General features: G+C 56.3%; 21 protein-coding genes. 8 read left to right on the forward strand and 13 right to left on the reverse strand.

What is annotated here, in order from left to right; translation table 11 throughout:
• The first annotated feature begins 105 nt into the window (after positions 1-105).
• The 7 genes from CLU80_RS24460 to CLU80_RS24490 all read left to right on the forward strand — a co-directional run bounded on the left by CLU80_RS24460 (position 106) and on the right by CLU80_RS24490 (position 7,470).
• Positions 106-1,803 carry a sulfatase-like hydrolase/transferase gene (locus tag CLU80_RS24460; RefSeq protein ID WP_099758612.1) on the forward strand — a complete coding sequence of 566 codons (1,698 nt, stop codon included), beginning with the start codon at positions 106-108 and terminating at the stop codon, positions 1,801-1,803.
• A gap of 173 nt (positions 1,804-1,976) precedes the next feature.
• The gene (locus CLU80_RS24465) at positions 1,977-2,630 is read left to right on the forward strand and encodes an ABC transporter ATP-binding protein (protein WP_099758613.1); all 654 of its coding nucleotides are present in this window, start codon (positions 1,977-1,979) and stop codon (positions 2,628-2,630) included.
• Entirely contained in the window at positions 2,627-5,098 is a 2,472-nt protein-coding gene (locus tag CLU80_RS24470) for an ABC transporter permease (protein ID WP_099758614.1), read from the forward strand. The genes CLU80_RS24465 and CLU80_RS24470 overlap by 4 nt, the downstream gene beginning before the upstream one ends.
• Positions 5,088-6,155: a lipocalin-like domain-containing protein gene (locus CLU80_RS24475; RefSeq protein ID WP_099758615.1), complete on the forward strand. Its 1,068-nt coding sequence runs from the start codon at positions 5,088-5,090 to the stop codon at positions 6,153-6,155. The genes CLU80_RS24470 and CLU80_RS24475 overlap by 11 nt, the downstream gene beginning before the upstream one ends.
• A 194-nt stretch (positions 6,156-6,349) precedes the next feature.
• On the forward strand, positions 6,350-6,592 hold the full coding sequence (locus tag CLU80_RS24480; RefSeq protein WP_099758616.1) for a hypothetical protein: 243 nt from the start codon (positions 6,350-6,352) through the stop codon (positions 6,590-6,592).
• Positions 6,593-6,602: 10 nt separating this feature from the next.
• Positions 6,603-6,800, forward strand: coding sequence for a hypothetical protein (locus CLU80_RS24485; RefSeq protein ID WP_093439111.1), 198 nt, complete (start codon positions 6,603-6,605; stop codon positions 6,798-6,800).
• 85 nt (positions 6,801-6,885) lie between these two features.
• The gene (locus CLU80_RS24490; RefSeq protein WP_099758617.1) at positions 6,886-7,470 is read left to right on the forward strand and encodes a hypothetical protein; all 585 of its coding nucleotides are present in this window, start codon (positions 6,886-6,888) and stop codon (positions 7,468-7,470) included.
• Positions 7,471-7,819: 349 nt separating this feature from the next.
• Here the strand turns inward: CLU80_RS24490 and CLU80_RS24495 are convergent, their stop codons facing one another.
• Complete coding sequence (locus CLU80_RS24495) at positions 7,820-8,629, reverse strand: glycosyltransferase family 2 protein (protein ID WP_093439102.1); 810 nt, start codon at positions 8,627-8,629, stop codon at positions 7,820-7,822.
• 224 nt (positions 8,630-8,853) lie between these two features.
• Here CLU80_RS24495 and CLU80_RS24500 point away from each other — a divergent pair, with 224 nt between their 5' ends.
• Entirely contained in the window at positions 8,854-9,666 is an 813-nt protein-coding gene (locus tag CLU80_RS24500; RefSeq protein ID WP_099758618.1) for a VanW family protein, read from the forward strand.
• Positions 9,667-9,831: 165 nt separating this feature from the next.
• On the opposite strand, the gene CLU80_RS30385 is transcribed toward CLU80_RS24500, so the two are convergent.
• The 12 genes from CLU80_RS30385 to CLU80_RS24560 all read right to left on the reverse strand — a co-directional run bounded on the left by CLU80_RS30385 (position 9,832) and on the right by CLU80_RS24560 (position 26,910).
• A complete protein-coding gene (locus CLU80_RS30385; protein ID WP_286079771.1) occupies positions 9,832-10,866 on the reverse strand; it encodes a DUF6708 domain-containing protein in 1,035 nt (344 codons plus the stop codon).
• Positions 10,867-10,987: 121 nt separating this feature from the next.
• Complete coding sequence (locus CLU80_RS24510; RefSeq protein ID WP_256573948.1) at positions 10,988-12,040, reverse strand: DUF6708 domain-containing protein; 1,053 nt, start codon at positions 12,038-12,040, stop codon at positions 10,988-10,990.
• A gap of 167 nt (positions 12,041-12,207) precedes the next feature.
• Entirely contained in the window at positions 12,208-13,308 is a 1,101-nt protein-coding gene (locus tag CLU80_RS24515; protein WP_099758619.1) for a DUF6708 domain-containing protein, read from the reverse strand.
• Positions 13,308-16,670 (reverse strand): toxin VasX, encoded by a 3,363-nt coding sequence (locus CLU80_RS24520; protein ID WP_099758620.1) that lies wholly within the window; start codon positions 16,668-16,670, stop codon positions 13,308-13,310. The genes CLU80_RS24515 and CLU80_RS24520 overlap by 1 nt, the downstream gene beginning before the upstream one ends.
• Positions 16,667-17,566: a DUF4123 domain-containing protein gene (locus CLU80_RS24525; protein ID WP_099758621.1), complete on the reverse strand. Its 900-nt coding sequence runs from the start codon at positions 17,564-17,566 to the stop codon at positions 16,667-16,669. Before CLU80_RS24525 ends, CLU80_RS24520 begins: the two co-directional genes overlap by 4 nt.
• Entirely contained in the window at positions 17,559-19,601 is a 2,043-nt protein-coding gene (locus CLU80_RS24530) for a type VI secretion system Vgr family protein (protein WP_099758622.1), read from the reverse strand. The genes CLU80_RS24525 and CLU80_RS24530 overlap by 8 nt, the downstream gene beginning before the upstream one ends.
• A 130-nt stretch (positions 19,602-19,731) precedes the next feature.
• Positions 19,732-20,247 carry an Hcp family type VI secretion system effector gene (locus CLU80_RS24535; protein WP_007919523.1) on the reverse strand — a complete coding sequence of 172 codons (516 nt, stop codon included), beginning with the start codon at positions 20,245-20,247 and terminating at the stop codon, positions 19,732-19,734.
• A gap of 345 nt (positions 20,248-20,592) precedes the next feature.
• On the reverse strand, positions 20,593-21,975 hold the full coding sequence (hglS, locus tag CLU80_RS24540; RefSeq protein WP_099758623.1) for a 2-oxoadipate dioxygenase/decarboxylase HglS: 1,383 nt from the start codon (positions 21,973-21,975) through the stop codon (positions 20,593-20,595).
• 88 nt (positions 21,976-22,063) lie between these two features.
• On the reverse strand, positions 22,064-23,284 hold the full coding sequence (gene glcF / locus CLU80_RS24545) for a glycolate oxidase subunit GlcF (RefSeq protein WP_099758624.1): 1,221 nt from the start codon (positions 23,282-23,284) through the stop codon (positions 22,064-22,066).
• Between the two features lie 2 nt (positions 23,285-23,286).
• A complete protein-coding gene (glcE, locus tag CLU80_RS24550) occupies positions 23,287-24,336 on the reverse strand; it encodes a glycolate oxidase subunit GlcE (RefSeq protein ID WP_099758625.1) in 1,050 nt (349 codons plus the stop codon).
• Complete coding sequence (gene glcD, locus CLU80_RS24555) at positions 24,336-25,835, reverse strand: glycolate oxidase subunit GlcD (RefSeq protein ID WP_099758626.1); 1,500 nt, start codon at positions 25,833-25,835, stop codon at positions 24,336-24,338. The genes glcE and glcD overlap by 1 nt, the downstream gene beginning before the upstream one ends.
• Positions 25,836-25,983: 148 nt before the next feature.
• On the reverse strand, positions 25,984-26,910 hold the full coding sequence (locus CLU80_RS24560; RefSeq protein WP_099758627.1) for an alpha/beta fold hydrolase: 927 nt from the start codon (positions 26,908-26,910) through the stop codon (positions 25,984-25,986).
• Positions 26,911-26,915 lie beyond the last annotated feature (5 nt).

The raw sequence follows: 26,915 nt of genomic DNA on the forward strand, positions 1-26,915 counted from the left end.
TTACAAAAGGCAGTCAATTCTTGCGCTTTGATGGCCGGGTGCTAGTGTCAGATTCTGATTGACAAGCTTTTGACTCTCCGCCGTTTTTGCAAGACCGGTATCGCCATGTTCAGATATGCGAAAGAATTGCTTTTAATTATTTATTTTCTGCTTTATGTCGAATATTACATAGAGCGGTTAAATGCTATCGGCCTCGGTTTTGCTGTACTTCTTTTTGGCGCGATGTTTTTGGCGCTAACTTTAGCGTTATATCTAACGGCCTATATACGGCAGAGTCTCATCCGGCATGCATTCGCATTGGTGATGTTCGCCTCCGCGGTGTTTTTCGATGTCTACACCCGGGTAACGGCGGATTACCTGAGCTACAGCAGCTTCGTCTCGCTGGTGTATTCCGGCGGCTTCATCCAGGAAGCGGCGTACCAGTATCGAGACGCGATCCTGCACGGCGCCCTCAGCGGTTTGTTGTTGCTGTTCGGCATCGGTCTGAAGCCTCGCCACGGCCTGGCGATTCCCAACGCGTTACGTGTGGCGGCGCCGCTGTGCGGCGTGTTGCTGCTCAGTGCGGTGCTGTTCTTGCGTGCGGGCGAGGGCGCGCGGGGTTTGCCGATCATGTACACGCCGCTGGCCTACCTGAACCTGTTTGCCTATGAAGCCCTGCACAACACCGTCGGCCCGCGCGAACCAGTGACACTGACGCGCACCTCGCCAGCCGTCGGTCACGATATTGTGCTGATCATCGATGAAAGCATCTCCGGCAATTATCTGGACATCAACGCGCCGTTCGGCGTGCACAGCAACCTCAAGCAGGAGCATCCCGGTGTCGACATCTTCAATTATGGCTACGCTGCGTCCATCGCCAATTGCAGCGCCGACACTAACGTGACCCTGCGTTACGGCGGCACCCGCGCCGACTACATGCGCATCAACACCACGTTGCCGTCGATCTGGCAGTACGCCAAGAAGGCTGGGCTGCGCACCGTGTACATCGACGCCCAGCGCACCGCCGGCAATCTGCAGAACCTGATGACTGATACCGAGAAGAAGGACATCGACCAGTTTGTGCAATTCGACCAGACCAGCGTGCGCGATCGCGACATGGCGGCGGCAGCGAAGCTCATCGAACTGCTCAACGACGACAAGCCGGAGCTGGTGGTGATCAACAAGGTCGGCGCGCACTTTCCGGTGCACGACAAGTATCCCGATGCGTTCATGGCCTACCGCCCGACCTTACCGCGCGGGCAGTTCACCGAGGTGGCCGATACCGGCGAACGCACCGGTTTCAATGGCCAGCCAGATGACTGGCTGCTGTACCGCAACGCCTACAAGAACACGCTGTTGTGGAACGTCGGCGAGTTTTTCGCGCGGGTGTTTGCCCAGGCCAATCTGAACAATGCGTTACTGATCTATACCTCTGATCATGGTCAGGATTTACATGAGCGCGGTAATCCGGGCCTGAACACCCATTGCGGTGGCGATCCGGTGGAGGAGGAAGGGCTGGTGCCGCTGGTGGTGATTCAGGGCAGTGATCTGAAGACACTGGACTGGTCGGCGCAACTGGCGGCGAACAAGGATCGCTCCAGCCACTACAACATCTTTCCGACGTTGCTGCAGTTGATGGGCTATGACCTGGCGGGGATCGAGGCTGTTTATGGCAAGCCACTGAGTGTCGCGACGGCGGATGAGTTCACCTTCAACTACCGCTTCAATGCACGGTTGGGTGCCAAGCCTGAGTGGAAGCACATTGATCTGGGCAGCATTGTCACGCCGTCGCAGGCGCCGACGAGTGTGGCGGCGGGGCAGTAAGTTTGAGTTGGCTGGGCTGACGCTTTCGCGAGCAGGCTCGCTCCCACCTTTGTAATGCGATCAACCTGTGGGAGCGAGCTTGCTCGCGAAGGGGCCGGTCAATTCAACGCTGAGTTCAAGTCGGTCATCGCCATCCGCTATCCTTGCTCCACACTGACCGATCAGGTGGCGGCATGCTTCGTGTTGAAAACGTCTTCAAAAGCTATCTCACCCCGCAAGGCCCATTGCCGGTGCTGCAAGGCGTCGACCTGACGCTGGAATCCGGTAGCAGCCTGGCACTGATGGGCGAATCCGGCAGTGGCAAAAGCACCTTGCTGCACCTGGTGGCCGGTCTCGACAAAGTCGACAGCGGCAGCATTCGCAGCGGCGAGCATCGGCTGGAAAACATGAACGAAGCGCAACTGGCGAACTGGCGGCGGACGGAAATCGGTCTGGTGTTCCAGCAGTTCAACCTGATCGGCAGTTTGCGCGTCGAGGACAATCTGGCCTTTCAGGCGCGTCTGGCCGGGCGCCATGAACCGCGTTGGCAGGCGCATCTGGTGCAGCGTCTGGGCCTGGGCGATTTGCTCAAGCGTTATCCCGAGCAACTTTCCGGTGGCCAACAGCAGCGGGTCGCCTTGGGGCGGGCATTGGCCTCGCAGCCGAAATTGCTGCTGGCCGATGAGCCCACCGGTAGCCTTGATGAGGCGACCAGTGATGAAGTGTTGCGGCTGTTGCTGGAATTGCTCGATGACACGCCCACTACATTGTTGATGGTCACTCACAGTCCGCGCGTCGCGGCGCGCCTGGCGCAGCGAGTGGTGTTGTCCAGCGGGCGGCTGACGTGATCGTTTTCCGACAAACCCTGCGTGCGCTGCTCAGCCATTGGCGGCGTCATCCGGTGCAGTTCTTCAGCGTGCTGATCGGCTTGTGGCTGGCGACCAGCCTGCTCACCGGCGTCGAGGCGCTGAACAGTCAGGCGCGTAACAGCTACGCGCGGGCCAGCCAGTTGATCGGCGGCGAACCCCAGGCCAGTCTCAGTACGCCGAACGGCGCGACGTTCGCACAGCAATGGTTCGTTGACCTGCGCCGACAGGGCTGGCCGGTGTCTCCGCTGCTGCAGGGGCGGTTGCTGCTCAAGGGCCATGAAGATCAGCGCCTGCAATTGATGGGCATCGAGCCGGTGTCATTGCCGGCCGATTCCGCAGTGGCCGGGCAGGCGCTGCCGATTGAGCGTGTCGTCGAGTTCTTCATGCCCCCCGGCACTACCTGGATTTCTCCGGAAACCTTGCATGCGCTTGATCTGCGTGAAGGCGACACACCACAAACGGCTAATGGGCTGCGCTTGCCACCGTTGCTCGCGCAAAAGGACATGGCGCCCGGCCTGTTGCTGGTGGACATCGGCGTCGCGCAAACGCTGCTGGAACAACCCGGGCAATTGTCGCGGCTATTGCTGCCCAAGGATTTCCACGGCGAGTTGCCCGCCGTGTTCAAAGGTCAGTTGCAGCTCAAAAGCAGCGGCGAGGAAAACAATCTGACGCGACTGACCGAGAGCTTTCACCTGAATCTCGATGCGTTAGGGTTTTTGTCATTCGTGGTGGGCTTGTTCATCGTCCACGCCGCGATTGGCCTGGCTCTTGAGCAACGACGCGGTCTGCTGCGTACGTTGCGCGCCTGCGGGGTCAGCGCGCGGATGTTGATCGTGTGCCTGATCGTCGAACTGGGTGTGCTGGCGCTGATCGGCGGATTGTTCGGTGTGATCAGCGGTTATTGGTTGGCGAGTGTCTTGCTGCCGGACGTCGCCGCCAGCTTGCGCGGTTTGTATGGCGCGGAAGTGGCGGGGCAGTTGCGCCTCAGTCCGTGGTGGTGGTTCAGCGGCATCGGCTTGAGCCTGCTCGGCGCGTTGCTCGCCGGGTCCAACAGTCTGCTGCGCGCCGCCCGTTTGCCGTTGTTGGCCGTGGCGGATCCGCAAGCCTGGCATCAGCAATATGCGCGTTGGCTGCGCCGACAAGGCTGGCTGGCGGCAGTGCTCGGTTTGCTGGCCTTGGTGGCGTTGATCTGGGGTGACAGTCTGGCCAGCGGTTTTGTCCTGATGGCCGGGTTGCTGATCGGCGCCGCGTTGGCTTTGCCGGTGTTGCTCAGCGCGTTGTTGAATCAGTTGCTCGGGCGCAGTCGCTCGGTGCTGGGGCAGTGGTTTCTCGCCGATTGTCGTCAGCAATTGCCGGCACTGAGCCTGGCGCTGATGGCGTTGCTTTTGGCGCTCGCCGCCAACATCGGTGCCGGCAGCATGACCGCCGGTTTTCGCCAGACCTTCGATGACTGGCTCGAACAACGCCTGAGCGCCGAGCTGTATATCAACCCGAGCAATCCGGCACAGTCGCGGGAAATGTACAGCTGGCTAAAGCAGCAGCCGAACATCGCGGCGATTCTGCCCAACTGGCAGGTCGCGGTGACGTTGCAGGGCTGGCCGGCCGAAGTGTTCGGCGTCATCGATCACGCTCATTATCGTCAGCACTGGCCGCTGCTCGATGCCGTTGGCGGCGATCCGTGGGCGCATCTCGTGACGGATGATGCGGTGATGCTCAGTGAGCAAATCGCCCGGCGCCTGAAATTGCACGTGGGTGAACACGTGGCGATTCCGACACCCAATGGCCCATGGTCGCCGCGCATCGTTGGCATCTACGCCGACTACGGCAATCCCAAGGGGCATTTGCTGGTCAACATCAACCACCTGTTGCGCGGCTGGCCGCAACTGACGCCGAACCGTTTCAATCTGCGCATCGAACCGCAGAACATCCCGGGATTTTTAGCTGCATTGCAGACGCGTTTTCAACTCGATGACAGTCGCATCGTTGATCAGGCGCGGCTCAAGGGCTGGTCGGTGCAAGTCTTCGAACGGACCTTTGCGGCGACGGCGGCGTTGAACAGTTTGACCTTGGCGGTGGCGGGTGTGGCGCTGTTCATCAGCCTGCTGACGCAAAGCCAGAGTCGCCTCGGACAACTCGCACCGCTGTGGGCGTTGGGCGTAACGCGGCGGCAATTGATGCTGCTCAATCTTGGTCAGACCTGGCTGTTGGCGGTGCTGACGCTGGTGTTAGCGTTGCCGTTGGGGATCGCATTGGCGTGGTGCCTGGATGCGGTGATCAACGTTCAGGCGTTTGGTTGGCGGTTGCCGTTGCGGATATTCCCATGGCAATTGCTGCAACTGATGGGACTGGCGTTACTGGCGACATTGCTGGCGTCGGCATGGCCGCTGTACTCGTTGTACCGCACGCAACCGGCGGACCTGTTGAGGACGTTTGCCCATGAGGATTAACCGCTTTGTGCTCCTGGTTTTGCTGCTGCTCGGCGGTTGCGATCAATCGGCGCCGGAGCAGAAGGGCTTCGCCGGGATGGGCAATCAGGCGTTGGCGTTTACGCCGGTGGTGCCGGGGCGGGTGTTCAGTTTTCCCGCAGATCACGGGGCGCATGACGGCTTTCGCATTGAGTGGTGGTACGTCACCGCCAATCTCAAGGATCAGCAGGGCAATGAATTCGGCGTGCAGTGGACGCTGTTTCGCAGTGCATTGAAACCAGTGGCGGAGCAGGCCGGGTGGGCTGATCAGACGATCTGGCTGGGGCATGCCGCGGTGACTTCGAGCACGGTGCATCACGCCGCCGAACGTTACGCCCGAGGCGGGGTGGGGCAGGCGGGTGTGCAACTGGCGCCGTTCGAGGCGTGGATCGATGATTGGCGGTTTGCCAGTCAGGCGCAGGATCCCCTGAGCGACCTGCAACTCAGCGCTCGCGACAAGGATTTCGCCTATCAACTGCACCTCACGTCCAGCCGTCCGCTGGTGCTGCAGGGCGACAAGGGCTCCAGCCAGAAATCCGAAGAAGGTCAGGCGTCGTATTACTACAGTCAGCCGTTTTTTCAGGCCAGCGGCACCTTGCAGATTGACGGCCAGACCTACACCGTCAGCGGCCCGGCATGGCTCGATCGCGAATGGAGCAGCCAGCCGCTGACCGCCAATCAAACCGGTTGGGACTGGTTTTCCCTGCACCTGGACAGTGGTGAACACGTGATGCTGTACCGCATGCGCCAGAAGGACGGCGCGCCGTATCTCACCGGCACGTGGATTGCTGCCGACGGTCAGACGCAAACACTGCGCAGTTCGCAGATCCAGCTCATCCCGCAAACCACGGCCAAGGTCGCCGGCCGGGCGATGCCGGTGAAATGGTCGATCAGCATTCCCGACAAACACCTCGACATCAGCCTCGACGCGCTCAACCCCAATGCCTGGATGAACCTGCGCATCCCCTATTGGGAAGGCCCGGTGCACATCAGCGGCAGCCATCCCGGCCGGGGCTATCTGGAAATGACCGGGTACTGAAAGCGCCTCGTAAAAACTGCGAGTTGTAACGGGCGCAGAATCCGGATCTGACCGAAATCAAAATGTGGGAGCGAGCCTGCTCGCGAAAGCGCCCGCCCAGACACCACAAAGAAATTGGCTGGAACTCCGCTACTTCTCAACCCCTCTACCGAATATCTCTCACACCTTTGCGAAACGCCGTCGAGGACTCCCCCATGAGCGACGATCTGCAACCTCCAGACATGACCACTTGGCAACGCCTGTTCGACGACGAAACCTACTGGCAGCAATCCCCCGACGCACATTACTTCGATCTGCAACGCATCGCCGACGACCTGCTCGGCCAAGGCGCCATCGACCTTGAGCAATGGCAGATCCTGCGCGCCAAGGCCGACGACCTGCACAAGGACTCACCGGCGATCAACGTCGCCCGTGAACTCGACGACCCCGAAGCTTGAGGACAACCCAATGAAACCCATCACCCAAGGCGAACACCCCGACGAACCCCGTCCACCGGGCGAAACCGAACGCGACAACGACGCCCTGCGGCCCACCGACCCGAAACAGCGTGAAAACAATGGCAAAGGCACGCCCAGTGGCGAATCCACCGCGCAGGACACCGCCAAGCAACAAAGCTCGCCGTCACAAACCAAAGCCAAGCCCTGAACTGCGTCTATGCTCAGTGGCACGCTCGTCGCCGAAGTCGATTCGGCGGCGAGCGCTGCCATTCATCACAGGGAAAGTATTGATTATGAAGCTCGACGCACTGGCCAAGGCCATCACCCTCGCAACCGTACTGTCCGCCACCAGCTTCGGCGCCTTCGCTGCCGATATTCCGCTGTCCGCTTCCATCGAGGCGGATAAGGTCACCACCAAAGTGATCTCCGTCGATGCCGCCAACCATCAAGTTGTGCTGGAAGGTGCCGAAGGCAAGCCGGTTCACGTTCAGCTCAGCGACAAGGCGAAAAACCTCGACAATCTCAAGGCCGGCGATCAGGTCACCATCCAGGTGCAGCGTTCTGTCGCCGCTTACCTCGACACCGATGTGGATAAAGGTCTGCCTGGTACCACCGAACGTACTGGTGAGTTGCGTAAGGCTCCGGGCAGCGATAACCCCGGTGGCGAGGCGTATCGTCAGGTTCAGGTGCAGTTGAAAATCACCAAAATTGATTTGAAAACAAATCAGGTGACCCTGCAAAACCCGCAAGGTCAATCGAAAGTCCTCGACGTGAAACAGCCTGAAATTCAAGCCAAGCTGAAAGATCTGAAAGAAGGGCAGAGCGTTATTGTCACTTACACCGATATCTTAAAAGTGACCAGTCAACATGAAAGTTGAGCTTTAACTCTACAGGATGACTGCTCTTGTACAGTTTTTGTATGAGAGTAGTCATACTATTAGTGTGGTTTGACCTCATTGAAAGTTTCATGAAAGGAATCGCCGATAAATATCTATTAACGTTTCCGTACATAAATTTCATATTCAAGAATGAGGACATAAGCGCCAACTTCTATTAAAATCCTACCCGTTCGCCCAGTGTCAGGGCTCTTTACCGGTGCATGGATTGCCAGGCCATTACACTGGGCGAACACCTCTTCGGAGTGAATGTATACAATTTCTGCAAACAAAAAGGGCGACTTTATAGTCGCCCTTTTTGTTTGCTGTGAATTAGACCGAGGTGTGCGCTTCAGTTGTGTCTAGCTGCCCCTTGAAAGCGCTTCAGCGTGGCCTGATACATTTTTGTCCTGCGGTGATTTACCCCGTAGGTGCCCGCCGCCGCGACGGTTCCTGACTGAATGTGATCCAGATAGCTGAAAATCTTGCGCGGTGACAGGAACTTGATGCCATAGCCCAGGCTGCTCATTTGATCTTGCAGCGCATAACCGGGCACCTGCTCATCCATGCAGAAGTGCAGGCCCAGGGACTTCATCAGACGGACATTCCACAATGTGCAGAAACTTTTCAGATGAGTTTCCTTGTAGGGTCTTGGCATTTTCGAACGCAGACCCAGACGCACTTTCGCTTTACGAGCATAGTGCTTGCAGAAACGCGAAGTTAACCGCCAAGTGTCACGAACAACCCCGCGATTGAGTTGTTCTACACAACCGACTGCGGCCATATCCGGTTTTTTCGTGCATTCACGCATCATCATCGCAAACACTTCCTTGTCGTAGACAAAGGTGTCGGTGTGCAACAGAAACAAATAATCGGTGTCGACTTTTTCCAGCGCCAGATCCAGCGCCTTGCCATGCGCAATATGGCCGATTTCCTTGCCCGGGGAAGGCCGTTCAATCAAGTTGATCCAGTCGAGCGAACGCAAGTAATCGAGACTGGCATCCGCCGAATCGTTGTCCACTACCCACACCGGAATGCGTTGTTCCTGGACATGCTCACGCAAAAGCTCGAGGCACATTCGGGTGATGTCCGGGGTTTTGTAATTTACCAAGACAAGGCTGAAATTCGACGCTGGCTGGGCTGGTAAATCAAACGCTTTCATGTCGGAAGGACTCATCTGCGATTCAAGGACAACAGGGTTTCGTTGCCGCGATCGTAGCGAGGCAACCTTAGTCGAACCTTAATTTGCGGATGTGACGGTAGATGTATGCCGAAGAGAGGCTGCTGGTCTAATGAAATGCATGGGGTGCTGCCGGTCATTACCGGATAAAATGCGCGCCCCCCTCACGGCTCAAGGAAGAAACGGCGCACGCCGTTGTGTCACGGATGAAACCACTTTCCCTCTACCACCCGGCGTTGTACTGGCTGCGCGTGTGGCAAAAAAGACTGTTCCGCCAGATTGCCTGGCGCTGTTCCAGCAAACGCTACGCACGCCCCGTCGCCACGGCCGAGCGTCTGCCATATCGCTACCTCAAACACACCTCAAAACTGATCCGCAAACTCGGCAACTCCGACCTCGCCCTGCAACACAACAAAGTCATCAACCTCAAACTCGCCGTCGCCGCCATCGACAGCGTCATCATCGCCCCCGGCGAACACTTCTCCTTCTGCCGCCTCGTCGGCCGCCCGACGTTGAAGCGCGGCTACGTTGAAGGCATGGAATTGTCTTTCGGCGAGGCACGACGCGGGGTAGGCGGTGGCATTTGCCAACTGAGCAACCTGATCCATTGGATGGCCATTCATTCACCGCTGGTGGTGGTCGAACGCTCCAACCACAGCTTCGACCCGTTTCCGGATGAGGGGCGGGTGCTGCCGTTCGGGTCCGGAGCGGCGATTTTCTACAACTACGTTGATCTGGTGCTGCACAACCCGACGGATCGGAGCTTTCAGTTGAAATTGAACGTCGGCGAGACACAACTCGAAGGGGAGTTGTTGTGTGATCGGGTTCGCCAGTATCGCTATCACGTGTTTCAAGAGGCGCATCGGTTTGTGCGGGAAGGCAGCAGGGTGTTTCGCGAGAACGAGATTTGGCGAGAGGTCAGGGAAAAGGGGCAGGTGGGGGCTTTGGTGGAAAGGGAGAGGCTTTATCGGAATCGGGTGGTGGTGAAGTATGAGGTGGCGGGCGAACTGGTTGAGTAGATGCATTGTGGATGCGGGGTTTCAGCTTTGATGACGTAAGTGTTGCTCTTCAGATTTTCGCGGATTTTTATGTGGATTAGCCGGTGTGCGAGTAAGAGGGCAGGTTATTCGCGGGGAGACCACTTCTAGAAGAAAGAAAACGTGGTTTATCCCCCGATTGTCTATTTACTGTGCTTGATCAGATCGCTTGAGTTTGAAATGGTCGAGAAAAGTTTTCCCCTTTGAAAAGGTCGAGCGAATCTCGGCACTTTTATTTAAAAGTTCCTCGCTCGGATTTGCATGCTGATCAGTGGATATTGGCTTCGACCACTGCAGTACTTCTTTAGGGAATTTTGCCTTTGGGCGGTTATTTACCCAACCGGAAATATAGCAGGGCAAAGTCCAGCCGCTAAAAAACTGTATCGTCAGGAAGCCCCAGGCGTAACGGATTACGGAGTGTTCTGCTCGGTAAGTTCGTCGACATAAATGGAAAAATGCCACACTTCCTTCTTCAAGTTCGTCTGTTTGTGGCGCAGGCAAGGCTGAGGGTCCTTCTTCCATATAGGCCCGTATAGCCTCCCATTCGGAAATGGCTAAACTTAAACTCTCACAAGCCACCGATGACCAAAGAATGTTTCCGGTTTCTGGTTCACGCAAGCCGATCATTAATTTGAATTCAGGTATCGTTGCATATTGCGTTACTAGTTGGCCAGCAGTTACGCAAGCAATAGTACTTTCCCAAGCTACATAATGAGGGCGACTTCCTTTTTTTGGAATGAAAACGATCTCGCGACGTTGACGGTTAAAACGTAAGGGTGGATGTTGTGTGATCTGGCGTGTGGAAAGATAAAAGATCACGGTATAGAGCAAGGCTAATGGTATTACAATGGCCCACACAACCGGGCCGGAGAAAAACTCCCACCAACTTGATAAGAACGGTTCAAAATTTCGTCGTAGCCAGGACAAATATCCGGTTGCAAGAAATAGAAAAATAATAAAAAACATGACGACGCCAATACCCACTCTCGCCATGAACTCAAAGTTTCCGCGTCCTACGGAAAAATCCAGATAGGTTTCGTTTGCCTCTTGATGTAAGTTGCGAGCGCTGAAGGCTTGCACCCCTGTTGGAACTGGCGTCGGCGAAAGATAAATAAATTCGGTTCCGAATTTGTTTTCAGTGTCACCGGCTTGAGGCAAACGGTAGGATTTTTTATCAGGCATTCAATTGATCCGGTAGAGTGTGGCATCCTTCGTGGTTGCTCTATTTCGCCGTTGTATATGGCATCTTACGGGAACTCGGAATGCGCCATATATACTAGCGACGCAAAGTCCGAGGTAGTAATTATTCACTTGTCTCGGATTTTGTATCCTCATCAGAGAATTTTACGCTGAAGTAATCTAAAAGAGTCTTCCCTCTTGCGAAGTGCTTGCGGATTTCTTCGGTTTCCGCAACTAGCTCTTTGCTGGGCTTTGCATGATCTGCTAGTGGCAGGGGCTTTGACCACTCTAATACTTCCTTGGGGAAAAGCGCTTTAGGACGATTGTTAATCCATTCGGATATGTAGCATGGTAAAGTCCAGCCACTAAATAACTGAATTGTGATAAAACCCCAGATGTAACGTACTAGGGAATGTTCTTCGCGATAGCTCTCACGGCATAATTTGAAAAACTCGACAGTACCTTCTTCAAGTTCGTCGCTATAATTGGTTGGGAGGCTGTCTATACCATTCTCCATGTAAGCTCTAATAGCCTCCCATTCTGATATCGCCAGACTTAAGCTACCACATGGTATTACGCTCCAAAGGACTTCGCCGCTGGTCGTTTCGCGCAGACCGATCATTAGCTTGTGCTCTGGGGTTACAGAATATTGTGTTATCAGTTTGCCGGAAGATATGCAGGCTATAACGCTTTCCCAAGCTGTATATCTGGGCTTTTCTCCTTTTTTAGCTACGTATACAACTTCGCGGCGCTCGCGATTAAAACGTAGAGGTGGGTTTGAAGAAAGTTCATTGGCTAACTTTGTAAAGTAATAAAGATAGAGTGCAGCAATTGATAGAATTATGAACCATATCACGGGGTTGAAGAAAAAACTGGCCCAAGCACTCAGGAACGGTTCTGAGTATCTTCTGATCCAAGAAGCGAAAGCTGAGAACAAAAAAAGCGAGGTGATAATCAATATTATCGAACCAATACCAATTCGCGCCATGAACTCGAAGTTCCCTTGCCCTGTAGGAAAGTCCAGGAAGGTGTTATTAGCATTGCGGTGTAGTTGCCGAGAGCTGATCGCAGGCATCCCGGTTGGTATCGGTTTCGGAGACAAGTATATTATTTCTAGTCCATTATCTTTTTCGAAGTCCCCCGCGTGGGGTAATCGCTCATATTTATTGTTAGGCACAAAGGGCTCATCTTTTCGGTAGTTTCAGAAAGGCTTCGTCGAGTTATAAAAGCAATAATTTCTGATGTGTGTTATTTTTCAATTAAGAAAAATCGGTCTCATTATGTGCCAATTCTTTTTAGAGTAAATCGGCAGACTTTCACGCAACTACAAACGTTACGATTTTTTTATCCATTGGATTTTTTACCAACTGATTGGCTTTCGTTTAGGTTTGCCTTGAAGTACGTCATAAAATCCTGTCCTTGAGCAAAGGCTTTTTCGATTTTCGCGCTTTGCTCTTTAAGCGCCGGGCTTGGCTTGCCCCATTGTTCAGGCGGAAGAGGTTTAGACCACTCAGCAATGGATTCAGGTAGAGATTTCATGCTGAAACGATGGTCCCATTCTGCTACCCAATACGGAAAACGCCACCAAGTGATCAAATGTGCCAGGTACCACCAACCAACTCCTAAAGCGGAACGTTCGTTGTGCCGGTATTCCTCGTACATGTCTTGTCGTTTTTTATCAAAGGTGTGGCGACCCTCGTAGGGTGCCTTGCCTGGGCAGAACTCTGGACCTTTTTCCATATAGATCCGTATGGCTTCCCACTTACTCAAGGCATGGGCAGGAGTCATCACGCCTTGTCTCACAAAATGCACTACGTCAGCTCTGGAATCGTCGAACGCCATACCAAATGTATAGGCGCTTGTTACGCCCACTCCAGTAACACCTGTACTGATTGAAAGCCAAGATACTATCTCTTCCCATGGTTGAATGACGGGGAGGTCAGAACCTTCGGGAAAGAAACAGACTTCACGGCGTTGGCGGTTGAATCTAATTGGACGGGTGCGCGACTTCGCTCTGGTAGTGCTCAAGATAACGTAAATACCCAAGAGCGCAGCTATTCCTCCACCCCAGATACTAAAGGTCACACCGAAATCGAACATGCCTGTTGTTCTGTCCCAAAAGGACTCGGAAAATGGGGATCCCCAGGTAGTAGATCCTGCAAGCAAAGGCAGAATAATCAGGCATGAAAAAATAAACATCATCCCGAGCCCAATCATTGCCCTCGCTTGGAAAGCCTTGCCGAAATTACTACTGCCTACGTCGAGGAATGTGTCATTTACCTCAACAAAGCTTCCGCCCAAATCCATGGGGACGTTGCCCGTTGGTATCGGAAGCGGGGAGAAGAATAATGCCTCACCTGTCGCGAACTTACGTTTCTCACCAGCCACGGGCCGTATTTTTTCGAGATTTAGATCGTCGCTGGATTGCTCATTTATTGAAGACATTAGGTTTGCCCGGCTTGTTTTGATGATTCGAGCACAGTTAGCGTGTCGGTGGTCACAATGAATGCTTGAGCAGTTGTATTTCGTGCGCTGAGAAACCCGGTTGTTGAAAATTCCTTCCCGCTTCCAACGTTAAGTGTCTTGGTTTCAAACATTATTTCTTGAAGTTTTTGGTCTCCGGGGAGTGGATGGTATCGCAACTTTATGGCAAGACCGTGCTGAGCGTTAGCCTCATGCGCAAAAATTTCTAACCCCAATTGGAGTGGCGCGTCTGGTGGACTCAGTAAATTGAGTTGATATAGCAAAGGTTCAGTCCAAGGCTCCCAGTCATTGCGCTGGAGATTGCTTGACCAATACGCGGTAAGGCCAAATCCAACATCATCCAGCTCTCGAATTGTTATATTTGGAATGCTAATCACTGCAGTAGGCCTGTTATTTATTTGTCTTAGACCGACCTGAGGGGTTGAAGTGATCTCTGCCAATTGCATGCGATCTTCTTGGAATCCGCGATTTTGGTTCTTCTTTCCCCACGCGCCCTGCTGAAGCCAGTTATCAAGCTTCGTTTTATTGTTTCGGTTGTAAATCCACTCGCCACCTAGCTGCAACACCGTCAAGCCTAACCCTATTAGGTTGGCTCTCGCAGCAACGCTCAGAAGTTTGCCTCCAGCTGTAACCCAAGCGACAGCTCTTGCTTGACTAACATTTGAAGCCGCCTCAAACATATATTGCCCTGTTCGTGCAACTGCCCAACCGTTAACGACGAACTGTCCAGAGTCGCCCGCGATTGTCATGCTGGCACCAGCCAGCTTTGCACTATCTCCCGACCTCAAGGCTTCAGTCCAACGAGCGACAGAGCCTTTTTCCCCGTACAGACTTGTGGCTGCCGCCGCCATACCGAACCCGTAAGCAGCTAGTCCCAGCCCCCCGGTGAGCTTTCCAATGCGCGCGGCTAGCTGGACTTTGCCGGCAGCACTTGAATAGTTGTTTTTGACTACGTTTAGAGTGGTGGCAGATATCCCCTGTGCAGCCGCAAAGCCTCCTCCGCTTGCAGAGAAGAACGCATTGCCAAATGCAACGTAATCGGTTTTATCCCAGCTGGGTTTTCTTCTTAACTCTGAATAAACAGTGACAAAGCTAATTAATTGTACGACAAATACAGCGGATGCGAAGATGTCGCCTCCCGCAGATTGAAAGATGTCTTTTCCTAGTCCCCTTACCTTATCGCCTGTGTTTAAGCGATGATCTTCGGCCATTCGGTGGACTTCAGCTTCTTGGGCGCTGGTTAGTCCTTTTATTTTTATACTTGCTTTACTCGGGCCTTCGCCAACAGCAATCATCGCAGGCGCGATTCTTTTCTCTAACGGGGCGACGGATTGCTGAACAGATTTACGCTGTGCAACCAATGATCGATAGCTCCCCTTGGGGGCCCGACCTTTTCGCTCGTTAGCCAATGTCTCTCTGATCCTGTTTTTCAACGAGGACATCTGCTGGCGGAGTTCGGTGAGTTTCGCCATGTCAGCTTCGAACGCATGAAGCTGGCTTGCAGAAGCAAACTCAAGAGTAATTCCTTTTTTGCCAAATGTTCTTAGTACGTCGATCCATGCTGAGCCGGGAATGTTTCGTAGAATTTTAGATGGGTCTATTGCCCGGCCGTTGCGTAGTCCTTCTATAGCTTCTTCTAGAGCATTCGCCAAGCGGAGTTGTTTGGCAGGTTCATAAGCAGTGTTTCGTGCTTGATCGAAAGTTATACCATCGTTGCTTAGATTGATTGATGCCGCGAGATCCTGGGTCAGGAGCGTGACAAAATCTCGACTAATTTTTTGCAGTCCTTGGAAGTCCTTCGCTGAAAGGGGTATATCCCGAGCCGATTTTATTAATGAGCCGATTTTTGCAAATAGGTCCTTCTGATCGGTCAAACTTGCAGTAAAGAAGGTTGGAACTGTAAAGCCCGGCTCTTTTTCTATTAGGTCTGCAATCGCTTCGGTAGCCTTGTCGGTGCGGCATATATCTTTCATGCACGCGTATTCAGTAGCAAGAGCCGATTCAAGTTGGGTTACTAGTTTTGGGTCAAAATACCAAGCAGATTTATAGAAGCGTTTTTCACATACTAATTTTGCTCGATCTTCAGTTATCAGATCCAAACGCTTGTTCCAACGGCTTAATTGTGCTCGCTGTTGTTTAAGGAAGGCTTCCATAGCCGGTCGGTCAATCAGGTCGTTAATGCCTTCTTGTCCCATTTTTGCGCCATTGAGCGCTTCATCCGCGTTGTCTTCGATGGTCTCGATCAGGTCTTCGTACTTGGAATACAAAGGTCCAAGATTCGTACGCATCCGCGACTTTGAGGCTGCAATAGCCCCACGATGCGTACCAGCGCCTGAATACTGGGTTTGATTTTTAACGTTGACATAGTCGACGATCGATTGCCGCTGCTCTTCGCTTGTTTCGTCCTTGAGTTTGGCAAAACGAGGGTCGCCTTGGGCGGCATTCAGAATGGTTTCGCCTGTTACGGTGTACAACGATTCGATGTAGCAACCAAACACATACTTCTTTTGATTGGCCTCAGCGTCGCTCCAGTCGCTGATCCAGCCAGTGACCAAGTCCTGATGCTCAGCGAGATCGCGTAACACGCCCAGGTCATCCTGTAAGACCAAGTACAGATGGTCACGCTCATGTTCTGCCTTGACTTGCTTTTTGAGCGTGCCTAACTGAGTTTTCTTGAAGTGCGACGCTTGCTCCCAGAGATAGTCCTGACTTTCCTCAGGTTTGGCACCCGTAACAGGCGGCTCTTTACTCGGCTGCTCCGCAATCTCCGCAATCCACTTTTCCGCCTGACCTGGAGTCAGTAGATTAGCTGCGCCTTTCTCAGGGTCTGCATTGGTGAGATCGACCTTCTGCATGAAATACTCACGTTCAGACTTGTGCTTGATGACCTGCGCGCATTTTGCGGCGGTCCATTGCACCTCGGAGTAATTGACGTAGAGTTTGCTCAAACGCGGGAATACCAACACGGCTTCGCCCACGTTGCTTTCGCGTTTGTTGGCGGTGATTTCGCCCTTTTCCCAAAGCAGTTGGGTCACGATGCCGTTCTGGATTCGGTATTCGTGCATGACGGCTTGAGGTTTTTTGTCAACGATGACGTAGAGCCAGCCGTCACGTATCAATCGAATGCCTAGTGGGCGGGAAGTGGTTTTGTAAGGCATCGCCAGTGCGCTGGACGGGTCGAGTCGTTCGACCAGACCGTAACGCAGAGGGATGAGCTGGATCTTGGCCTTCATCAGCGAGCAGCCGCCCATGGCACACTTGCCGTCATCCCGGCTTTTTGCAGCGTTGTTCGGGCTTTTGCCGGTCGATGTTGGCGTTGTCATCCTTGGCTCCTGTTCAATGTTGCTACCCGTTCCTGTGCAATATCAGCGACCCTTTCGAGTCGTTGCGCGGGCGTTTGTTCCGACGGGGTTTTGAGTATGGCGTCGAGGTCTGGATGTTCTTCCAGTGCTCGCTCGCCAAGGAACCCTTGAATGTTGGCGTAGAGGGTGATATCGAGTTCGGTGTTGAAGCCGCGATCATAGGAGGTCGACGCCAGCGCATGCAGGTGTTCCCAGCGTTGCTGTGGAGTCGACTGTGCCTGATAGCTTGGAAAATATTCTTGCATGTGTGCATCGAGACGCATCACGACATTGCGAAAGTTCACCTCGTCCAGTTGACTGAGTTGTGCTTCGCTCAATCGATAGCGCTTGCTGTGGTCGGGCTCGGGAGCGTTACCCGGCCTATTGTTTATGTACCAGCAATCCAGTGCTGCATCGGCAGTTACGATTTGTTTGCAGGGGCCAAATAGGGTCGGATCCTTGATGGTTTCTGCGTGAGCGAGCAGTGCGTGGGTTACGGCCGGGTCCGCGATTCGCAACAACACTTCCTCACCGAGTGGGTGCATGACGCTGGTGAGCCAGCGAAAGTGTGCGACCAGTTGATCCCATGATTGATCGCTAAACACCAAGTGCCCCCATTCCTGACGCGATGCGTTCAGGAACCGGGTCAGGACTGGGTTGTTCTGTGCTTTTATTTGCACGAGGCATGGGGAGATATCGCCCAGTTCTGCCCAACGAGTCCCAAGATAAAGCGGCTCGAACTCAGGGTTTTCCGTCCACTGATACAAGTGCTGCGGAAGCTTCTCAACGCTGACACCATCAAGCAGTAAACCTACCGTGCCATTCCATGGAAGGCCTTGGGGGAGGCCGTTTTCCAATGGGAATTCCGACTTAAGCATTCTGTGCCTCCAATTTGGCTTTCTCGCACACCGCACAAATCGGCTTCTTCTGCATCAACGCCTGCCGCTGTGCCGGCACCAGCAATTGCCCAGCCTTATCGGTATCCGCCTGCTTCAACGGCCCCGGCAACAACGGCGCCGCCCCCGTGCCACTCCCCGGACTACCCCCGGAGTTCATATTGATCACCGGCCCACTCATGGTCACGCCGCCGGCGTCTATCTTGATGAAGCTGCCGCCGCCGATCAGGGTCAGCTCTGCGCCTGCTTCCATCACCACTTTCATACCACTGCTGAGGTGGATTTCCTGGCCTGCGTCGATGAACTGGCCGGTACCAATCTTGATGTGCTGGTTCACGCCGACAGTCAGGTGATCATTGGCGCGGGCTTCGACTTTGCGGTCGGCGTAGACGGTGTGGTGTTCTTCGGCCTTGAATTCGCTGTAGCTGTTTTGCTCGACCGTGTCGTGGCGTTCGTTGCCGACGCGGATTTTCTGGTCGTGCTCGACGTTTTCGTCCCAGTCGCGCTGGGCGTGCAGGTAGATCTGTTCCTGGCCTTTTTTGTCTTCGATGCGCAGTTCGTTGTAGCCGCCACCGCCCATCGAGCTGAGGGTCTTGAAGGTGCTGCGGGTCTTGTTCACCGGCAGCTCATACGGGACGGTGTTTTCCTTGTGGTACAGGCAACCACTGATCAGCGGTTGATCGGGGTCGCCCTCAAGGAAGGTGACCAGCACTTCCATGCCGATGCGCGGGATGGCGATGCCGCCGTACTGGGCGCCGGCCCAGGCGCTGGAGACGCGCAGCCAGCAACTGGTCTTGTCGTCGGCCTGGCCTTCGCGGTCCCAGTGGAATTGCACTTTGACGCGGCCGTACTGGTCGCAGTGGATCTCTTCGCCTTTCGGGCCGGTGACCACGGCGCTCTGGCTGCCGAGGATGCGCGGTTTCGGGTGGCGCAGGGGCGGGCGGTTCGGCACGTCCCACGGCGTGGCCTGGAAGCGGTTGCGGTAGCCCTGGTGGAAATCGTCTTTCAGTGCGGTGGTATCGCTGGTCACCGACTCTTCGAGGACTTGCGGTTGCTTGCCTTCGTGGTGGACTTCGGTGAGCAGCCAGAGGTCATTCCACTTGGCTTTCGGATGCGCGGTCAGGGCGAGGAAGTGGCCGCTGACCAGCAACGGCTGATCGCTCTTGCCTTCAGCCAGCTTGAAATCGCTGCGATGACGTTCGAGGGCGCGTTTGGCCAGGTGTTTGCCGCGCTCGCGGTCGATGAAACGACCTGGGTAATCGTAGTCTTCGAGGTCGGGCAGGGCGTCACCACGGTTTTCGCTTTCGAGGGTGAGGCGTGGTTTTTCGAAATCGTAATCGCGGCGGGTGGTGCGGCTGGTACGGGTTTCCAGACGCAGGTCGAAGCGCTTGATCACCGGGTCGCTGGCGACCATGCCGGAGTCTTGCTGATAGGCCACAGGCTTGAGTTTCGGGAACACCGTCTGGTCATCGCCGAATACCAGTTTGTGCGCCGTCGCCGTGTGCTCGAAGTGGTAGTGAATACCTTCTTCCTCGCACAGACGCTGGATGAAATGCAGGTCCGATTCATCGTATTGCACGCAGTAGATGCGCTCGGGATAAATCGAACCGGTCTTGAATTCGTAGGCGTTGCTTTGGATGCCGTGCTCTTCGAGGACCATGCCGATGATTTTCGGCACGGTGAGGTTCTGGAAGATGCGCTGGTTGACGCGATGCGCCAGGTAGGACAACTGCGGACGCAGGGTCACCGAGTAACGGGTCAGGCGTTTGCCCGAGTCGCCTTGCGCGGCGCGGTAGATCTGGCCATGGATGCCGCTGCCGTCGGGCGACAGTTGCAGGAAGGCCGGTTTGTGCAGCAGGGTTTCGAGGTCCAGCGACGGCTGCTCACTGACCAGCTCCACCTCGAACACAAAAGGCTGGCTGATGGCTTCCCGGCCGGTGAGGGTAAACACCTGGAAATCGGCGGAAAGACCTTCGATGGTCAGGGCAAAGTGGGTTTCATTGGCCGGCGCGAACATCCCTTGTTCCTCGTGCTGTACAGCGGCGTACGTCGACGACCGCAAAGCGGCTCAACTTACGCGAAATTCTGGAGGGCGAAAACAACATCGACCAGCAGAGCTGGCCGATGCTTGTAACGATCAGCCGTAATTAAACGACTGGAGCACGCCAGTCATCGGAACCCGAAGTACCGGATACTTCGTGGGTCCAGGTGATTTTACGGTAGGTGAACTGCACTTCTTCCAGGTGGGTGAAGTGCGAGTTGCCTGGATCCTGGCAGTTGTGCATTTTGTTGTTGATGGCGACGATGATCGCGTCTTCCAGTTTGGTGGTGTAGTAGTGCTCTTGGGTACCTTGAGCAGAAGTACGGAACCACTGGATAACGATTTCGCTCATGCGCTCGCCGGAGGTCAGAGCGGCTTGCAGCAGTGGCGAAGCCTTGTCGTAGACCTTGGTGATCACAACTGGCTTGTGAACGCGCTGACCGGTTGGCTGACCGGATTGTGGGTCACGCGGGATGATTACGTCGTGGCTGAAAGCCTGAACCATAACCTGGTCTTCGTGGCCTTCCTGGTAGGTGTTGCCTACGGAGTCAGCGGTGAAAGCGCCTGCAGTGATCAGGCCTTGTTTTTCGCCGGTAACCGACATGTACGCTGGTGTTGCCATGGGGTGCTCTCCTTGCGGAATAATTTAAGGTGCCCGGGAGGCGAAATCGCCCGGTGGGTGCCTGACTGTTATCAAGGAGCGTGCCAACAATTGTGCCGGCCATACGGGCCGGGGTGTTTGTCTGATTTTTCAGGCGCTTGTGCGAAATAAAGCGCTCGCCCAATGCAAAAGTGCGCAAGAAGTTACGCAGTAGTGCGCAACTTCTTGCGCACTTGGCTGCAGGCCTTGTACGACGTGGCTCTCAGCGGTTTTAGCGGTCTGTTTTGCAAAACAAGTGCGCAACTTCTTGCGCACAATGGCCACGCGCCATCATTTGGTCGAGGCGGCTGCTTCAAGATTTTCAGATCAAAAGATCGCAAGTTGTGTCAGACAATCATCAATCGAACGCTGCTGCGTCGCCGCATACAATCCCAACTCATCAATGGTCGCGCGCCCCAGCGCCTGCTCGAAGGCCTGCCGATTGGAATGCTCGCCATAATGCGCCTGCGCCGCATCGCCAAGGTTCGACTGAAAAATCCCCGCTGCGCTCACCGGCAGGAAATCTTCGTACACCAACGGTTCCGCTTTCACATAACCATCGCGCAACAAGTCTTCCAGAGACGAACTCCCAAGTCCTGCCGCTGCCAGTCCTTTTTCCGTAACGAAATAGCGAAAGTACGCCAACCCTTGTTCACGCATACCCTCGACACTGTCAGGAAATTCGCCAAAGTGCTGAGCCATCAGCGCGTCGTAGCGTGCGGCGTTGGCTTCGTTGGGGAAGTCGCCGAGTTCATCGCGTGCGGCATTCAGCAAGCGGTCATACAGCGCCCGGCCTTTGGGCGTGAGTGCCGCGCCGCGCTGTTCGATTTCGCCGAAACGCGCGCTGTGACTGCCACGGCTCTGGTTTTGATCGGTGAAGGCGATCGGCTCGTCCAGCGCCTTGAAACTGGTCTGGCGCAAGAGGATCGGGCATTGCCGGCGCGGCGGGCCTTCGATCACGGCTTTGGGGGTGATGCCATGGGCCGGCATCTGTTCCTGGACGCGGTCGATGTCCAGCGTGCGCGGCGTCAGGTGATTGATGTGCGGTCCTTTGAACGCCACCACATCGGCGATCAAACGGTGTTGGGCACTCAAAGTTTGATATTGCGCAGCGGTAACCGTAGCGCTGTGATGCCAGCGAAAGGTTTCCAATGCCTGTAGGACGAATGCCTCGGCCTCGCTTTCATTCAAACCACCTGCGGTTTCAGCTTGCGCGATCAGGCGCAACGCCTCCGAGGTAAAGATCGAACGCTTGGCCAATACCGATTCTGCAAAGGCGCGCAGTTGCGCATCCTCAATCAACTCCAGGCGCAACAACGACGTGAACACCCGAAACGGGCTGACTTGCAGCGCCTCTTCATGCACCGCGCGAAACGCCGTGGAGTGCACCGGTACGCCCGCCGGAGTCAGGTCGTAATAACCCACCGGTTGCATGCCCATCACTGCAAACAGACGGGCGAGGGTGGCCAGTTCCGTCGCAGTACCAACGCGGATGGCGCCATGGCGCTCCATATCCAGCCGCTGAATTTCGCCGGTGCTGTCGAGCTGCCGGGCGATGTCTGGCTGACGTGCAAGCACCTCGCGGTTGGTTTGCTCCACCAGCTCCATCAGTGCACCGTACAGCGGCACTTCTTCGCGGTACATGTCGGACATCGCTTTGGAGAAGCGTTGGCGGATCAGGTCGGGGCTGACGAACGGCTGCACGGTCATGAAAAAAATTCCTGCCACGGTCACGGAATGGATGAGGGAAAAGATCGCAGCCTTCTCGCACGCGGGCAAACGAAGAATCCTACGAACTTCATTCTGCCAACGACTGATCCACCAGTTCGATCCAGTGCATCACCCGCGTGCGTCCGGCACTGGCCAGATGGCTCTGACAGCCGACATTGGAGGTGACGATCAGCTCAGGGCGGCCACTCTCCAGAGCGTTGAGGCGGTTGTCGCGCAGTTGCCGCGCCAGCAGCGGTTGCGTCAGCGAATACGTGCCTGCCGAACCGCAGCACAAATGGCCGTCGGGCACGGCGGCGAGATTGAAACCGAGGCGTGTCAGCACGGCTTCCACCGCGCCGCCCAATTTCAACGCGTGCTGCAAAGTGCACGGGCAATGCACGGCAATCCGCCGCTCGCTCGCCGCGCAGACTTTTTCGAGCGGTTCCTGCGCGAGTATCTGCACCAGATCCAGCGTCCGCTCGCTGATTTCCCGGGCCTTGGCCGCATACACCGGATCGTCTGCCAGCAAATGCCCGTAATCCTTGATGAATGCGCCGCAACCGCTGGCGGCCTGCACAATCGCTTCGGCGCCGTTTTGCAGGTGCGGCCACCAGGCATCGATGTTCTGCCGCGCGCGGTCGAGGCCTTTGGCTTGCGCGTCGAGGTGATAGTCCAGCGCGCCGCAACACCCGGCCTCGGCCACCGGGGTGACACTGATGCCCAAGCGATCCAGCACCCGCGCCGTCGCGTCATTGGTATTTGGCGATAACCCCGGCTGTACGCAGCCTTCAAGCAACAACACCTGCCGGGCATGGCGCGGGGCAGGGCGCAAACCGGAAAACGGCAGATGCTGCGGCAGTTTGCTTTCCAGCAAGCGCGGCAACAGCGGCCGAAACGTCGTGCCCACCCGCAGCAAGCCTTTGAACAACCCCGGATTCGGCGCCAATGCGCGCAACCCTTCGCGCAATAGGCGTTGCGCGGCCGGACGTGGCACCGCGTGATCGACCACCGCGCGGCCGATGTCGAGCAGGTTGTGATAGTCGACGCCGGACGGGCAGGTGGTTTCGCAGTTGCGGCACGACAGGCAGCGGTCCAGATGCAGTTGTGTCTGCGCCGTCGCGGGTGCGCCTTCGAGCACTTGCTTGATCAGGTAGATGCGCCCGCGCGGGCCATCGAGTTCATCACCGAGCAACTGATAGGTCGGGCAGGTCGCGTTGCAAAAGCCGCAATGCACGCAGGTGCGCAGAATCTTTTCTGCCTCGGCGGCGCGGGGTAATTGGCGCGATTGTTCGCTGAGGGTGGTTTGCATGGCTAGAACTCCGCGTACATGCGCCCGGGGTTGAACAGCCCTTGCGGGTCGAGTTGCGCTTTGAGTTGTCGGTGATAGCGCAGCAGTGTCCAGGCCAGCGGCTGAAACGGCGAAGAACTGGCGCCGTGGGTAAAGCAGGTGGCATGGCCGCCGAGTTCCTGAGCAAGAATATGAATGTGCTCGACGTCGGATTTCAGCCAGCGTTGTGCACCGGCCCAGTCGATCAGTTGCTCGCCGGGCAGATCCAGCGGCCCGAGATTGTTCGGCAACGACAAGCGCCACAGCGGCAAACCTTCGTTGAAAAACGCAAGACGCTGCTCATTCAGATCCCGCCAGAACCCTGAATCCAACGGCTCACCCCCGAGGCGTTGATGCGCCGCCGTCACCGAACCTTCGCCGCCCTCAAGCCGCAAATACAGGCTCTGGCCATCGTGGCACGCGGCGCTGATCGGCAACGGTTGCTGACCCCATTCGGCAAGCTTCGCCAGCGCCCGCGCGCATTCCATGTCGAGGCGAATGCTCAGGCACTGGCGCGGTTTCGGCAGGACTTTCAGCGACACTTCGGTGAGCACGCCGAGGCAGCCGTAACTGCCGGCCATCAACCGCGACAGGTCATAACCGGCGACGTTCTTCATCACTTCGCCGCCGAAACGCAGGTGCTGACCGAGGCCGGTGATGACTCGGGTGCCGAGGACGAAGTCGCGCACTGAGCCAGACCACGGCCGTCGTGGCCCGGACAACCCCGTGGCGATCATGCCGCCGACGGTGGCGCCTTCACCGAATGCCGGCGGCTCGCACGGCAACATTTGTCCAACAGCGTCCAGCGCCGCGAGGAGTTCGGACAACGGCGTGCCGGCGCGCGCGGTGATCACCAGTTCGGTCGGTTCATAACGGACGATGCCGCAGTGGGCGCGGGTATCGAGCACTTCACCGGCTACTTCGCGGCCGAGAAAGGCTTTGCTGTTGCCGCCCTGAATCTTCAACGGAGTGGCGTTGGCCCGCGCTTCGTTGACCTGATCAAGCAAGGCGCCGGCGGCATCGACGTCAGCCATTAGAAACGCTCCAGTTCGGGGAACGGCAATTGCCCGGCATGAATATGCATGGCACCGAATTCGGCGCAGCGGTGCAGGGTCGGAATGTTCTTGCCGGGATTGAGCAGGCCTTGTGGGTCGAACGCGGCTTTTACTGCGTGAAACAGACTCAGTTCGTCGTTGTTGAACTGCGCGCACATCTGGTTGATTTTTTCGCGGCCGACGCCGTGTTCGCCAGTGATGCTGCCGCCGACCTGTACGCACAGTTCGAGGATCTTGCCGCCCAAGCCTTCGGCGCGGTGCAGTTCGCCGGGTTGATTGGCGTCGAACAGGATCAGCGGGTGCATATTGCCGTCGCCGGCATGGAATACGTTGGCCACGCGCAATCCGTATTCTTCGCTGAGGCGGGCGATGCCTTGCAAAACCCCGGGCAATTCGCGGCGCGGGATGGTGCCGTCCATGCAGTAATAGTCCGGTGACAAACGGCCGATGGCCGGAAAGGCATTTTTGCGCCCGGCCCAGAACCGCACGCGCTCGGCTTCGTCGCGGGCCTGACGCACTTCGGTGGCGCCGGCCGCGGTCATGACCTCACGCACCCGTTGGCAATCGTCGTGGACATCGGCTTCGACGCCATCGAGTTCGCACAGCAGAATGGCCTCGGCGTCGACCGGGTAACCGGCGTGGATGAAATCTTCGGCGGCGCGAATGGCGAGGTTGTCCATCATCTCCAGGCCGCCGGGAATAATCCCCGCCGCGATGATTTCGGCGACCGCGCGGCCAGCCTTTTCCACGGAATCGAAACTGGCCAGCAGGACTTTCGCGACCTGGGGTTTGGGCAGCAGTTTGACCGTGACTTCGGTGATGATCCCCAGCAAACCTTCGGAGCCGGTGAACAGCGCAAGCAAATCGAAACCCGCTGAATCGAGGGCGTCCGAACCCAGGGTCAGGCGTTCGCCTTCGACGGTCAGCACTTCGATTTTCAGCAGGTTGTGCACGGTCAAACCGTACTTGAGGCAATGCACACCGCCGGCATTTTCGGCGACGTTGCCGCCGATCGAACAGGCGATCTGCGAGGATGGATCCGGCGCGTAATACAGGCCGAAGGGCGCGGCGGCCTGGGAGATCGCCAGATTGCGCACCCCCGGCTGAACCCGCGCGGTGCGCGCGGCCGGGTCGATGTGCAGGATGTTGTTGAAGCGCGCCATCACCAGCAGCAGGCCTTGCTCCAGCGGCAAGGCGCCGCCGGACAACCCGGTGCCGGCACCACGGGCAACCACCGGGACGTTTTTTTCATGGCAGAGTTTGAGCAGGATTTGCACTTGCTCAAGTCGTCGGGGCAGGGCGACCAGCATCGGCGTGGTGCGGTAGGCGGAGAGACCGTCGCATTCGTAGGGTTTGAGTTCTTCCTCGCGCCACAGAATATCCAGATCAGGCAGCGCTTGCTGCAATGCCTTGAGGAATTCGGCCTTGTTCACCTTCGGTAACGGACCGTCGAGGCGCTCGTCATAAAGAATGTTCATCTCGACCTACCGATTTCTCGCGTGATCGTTCCCACGCTCTGCGTGGGAACGCCTCTAGGGACGCTCCGCGTCCAGTGACGCGGAGCGTCACGGGCTGCATTCCCACGCAGAGCGTGGGAACGATCAGGGGCAGGGGCAGAGTGCATTGTCATCTTTGGCTCCCCAAAAACTCGCGATACAGGCGCGCAGTATTCCCCGGCTGTTCAACCATCGGCATGTGCCCGACGTGATCCCAGACATCCACACGCAAATTCGCAATGCCCTTGCTCCACACCGGCACGCTGCTGACGTCGATCAGCCGATCCTTGCGCCCCCAGAGCAATAGCGCCGGGCACTTGATGTCGACCAGTTTCGGCTCCATCGGCGGGCTGGCGCGAAAATCGCGGAAGATCTCTTCCAGTTCATCGCGTTGTTGTTCGTAGCGCTGGGCGATGGCGTCCAGCACCAATTTGGGTACCCATGGCGGCGTGGCCATGGTCATCGCGTAGAACTGCTGGAACTCTTCCCGGGAATTGATCAGAAACGGGTTATGCCCGCGCGCCAGATGGCGCTCCATGTCGCTGGCCTCGGGTGCGGTGACGCCCGCCGGGTCGATCAGTGCCACCGAAGCGATGCGATCCGGATAAGTCGCCGCCAGCCACGCGGCGATGTAGCCGCCCATCGAGTTGCCGATCACATGGACTTTCTCCACGCCGCAAACGTCGAGCAACTGGATCATGCGTTTGGCCTGCAACGGAATGTCGTAGCCGCCGCCCGCCTTGAAGCCGGTTTCACCATGGCCGGCGAGGTCCGGGATGATTACCCGATACTGGCGCACAAAGTGCCGGGAAAAGCGCAGCCACAGGTTCTTGTCGCCGCTGTAACCATGCAGCATCAGAATCGCGCTGGCCGCTTCATACGGCCCGCCCTGCCAAGTCGAGACGGTCATCTCGGCGATCGGCACTTCGATCTTGTGCAATTTGTACAACTTGGCCTCGATGGCCATGTTCAGGTCGTACAGCCAATGACCAACCGCCGGATAACTCAACCAGCTCCAGGCCACGAAAACCGCGAGGGCGACAAACAGCAAAAGCATCGACG

Source organism: Pseudomonas sp. 29, from assembly GCF_002754355.1.
GTDB lineage: Bacteria > Pseudomonadota > Gammaproteobacteria > Pseudomonadales > Pseudomonadaceae > Aquipseudomonas > Aquipseudomonas neuropathica.

What these genes read in the sequence shown, in the direction of transcription:
- CLU80_RS24460 (WP_099758612.1), top strand. Translation starts at nt 106, where the DNA reads ATGTTCAGATATGCGAAAGAATTGCTTTTAATTATTTATTTTCTGCTT.
- CLU80_RS24465 (WP_099758613.1), top strand. Translation starts at nt 1,977, where the DNA reads ATGCTTCGTGTTGAAAACGTCTTCAAAAGCTATCTCACCCCGCAAGGC.
- CLU80_RS24475 (WP_099758615.1), top strand. Translation starts at nt 5,088, where the DNA reads ATGAGGATTAACCGCTTTGTGCTCCTGGTTTTGCTGCTGCTCGGCGGT.
- CLU80_RS24480 (WP_099758616.1), top strand. Translation starts at nt 6,350, where the DNA reads ATGAGCGACGATCTGCAACCTCCAGACATGACCACTTGGCAACGCCTG.
- CLU80_RS24485 (WP_093439111.1), top strand. Translation starts at nt 6,603, where the DNA reads ATGAAACCCATCACCCAAGGCGAACACCCCGACGAACCCCGTCCACCG.
- CLU80_RS24490 (WP_099758617.1), top strand. Translation starts at nt 6,886, where the DNA reads ATGAAGCTCGACGCACTGGCCAAGGCCATCACCCTCGCAACCGTACTG.
- CLU80_RS24495 (WP_093439102.1), bottom strand. Translation starts at nt 8,629, where the DNA reads ATGAAAGCGTTTGATTTACCAGCCCAGCCAGCGTCGAATTTCAGCCTT.
- CLU80_RS24500 (WP_099758618.1), top strand. Translation starts at nt 8,854, where the DNA reads ATGAAACCACTTTCCCTCTACCACCCGGCGTTGTACTGGCTGCGCGTG.
- CLU80_RS30385 (WP_286079771.1), bottom strand. Translation starts at nt 10,866, where the DNA reads ATGCCTGATAAAAAATCCTACCGTTTGCCTCAAGCCGGTGACACTGAA.
- CLU80_RS24515 (WP_099758619.1), bottom strand. Translation starts at nt 13,308, where the DNA reads ATGTCTTCAATAAATGAGCAATCCAGCGACGATCTAAATCTCGAAAAA.
- CLU80_RS24520 (WP_099758620.1), bottom strand. Translation starts at nt 16,670, where the DNA reads ATGACAACGCCAACATCGACCGGCAAAAGCCCGAACAACGCTGCAAAA.
- CLU80_RS24525 (WP_099758621.1), bottom strand. Translation starts at nt 17,566, where the DNA reads ATGCTTAAGTCGGAATTCCCATTGGAAAACGGCCTCCCCCAAGGCCTT.
- CLU80_RS24530 (WP_099758622.1), bottom strand. Translation starts at nt 19,601, where the DNA reads ATGTTCGCGCCGGCCAATGAAACCCACTTTGCCCTGACCATCGAAGGT.
- CLU80_RS24535 (WP_007919523.1), bottom strand. Translation starts at nt 20,247, where the DNA reads ATGGCAACACCAGCGTACATGTCGGTTACCGGCGAAAAACAAGGCCTG.
- hglS (WP_099758623.1), bottom strand. Translation starts at nt 21,975, where the DNA reads ATGACCGTGCAGCCGTTCGTCAGCCCCGACCTGATCCGCCAACGCTTC.
- glcF (WP_099758624.1), bottom strand. Translation starts at nt 23,284, where the DNA reads ATGCAAACCACCCTCAGCGAACAATCGCGCCAATTACCCCGCGCCGCC.
- glcE (WP_099758625.1), bottom strand. Translation starts at nt 24,336, where the DNA reads ATGGCTGACGTCGATGCCGCCGGCGCCTTGCTTGATCAGGTCAACGAA.
- glcD (WP_099758626.1), bottom strand. Translation starts at nt 25,835, where the DNA reads ATGAACATTCTTTATGACGAGCGCCTCGACGGTCCGTTACCGAAGGTG.
- CLU80_RS24560 (WP_099758627.1), bottom strand. Translation starts at nt 26,910, where the DNA reads ATGCTTTTGCTGTTTGTCGCCCTCGCGGTTTTCGTGGCCTGGAGCTGG.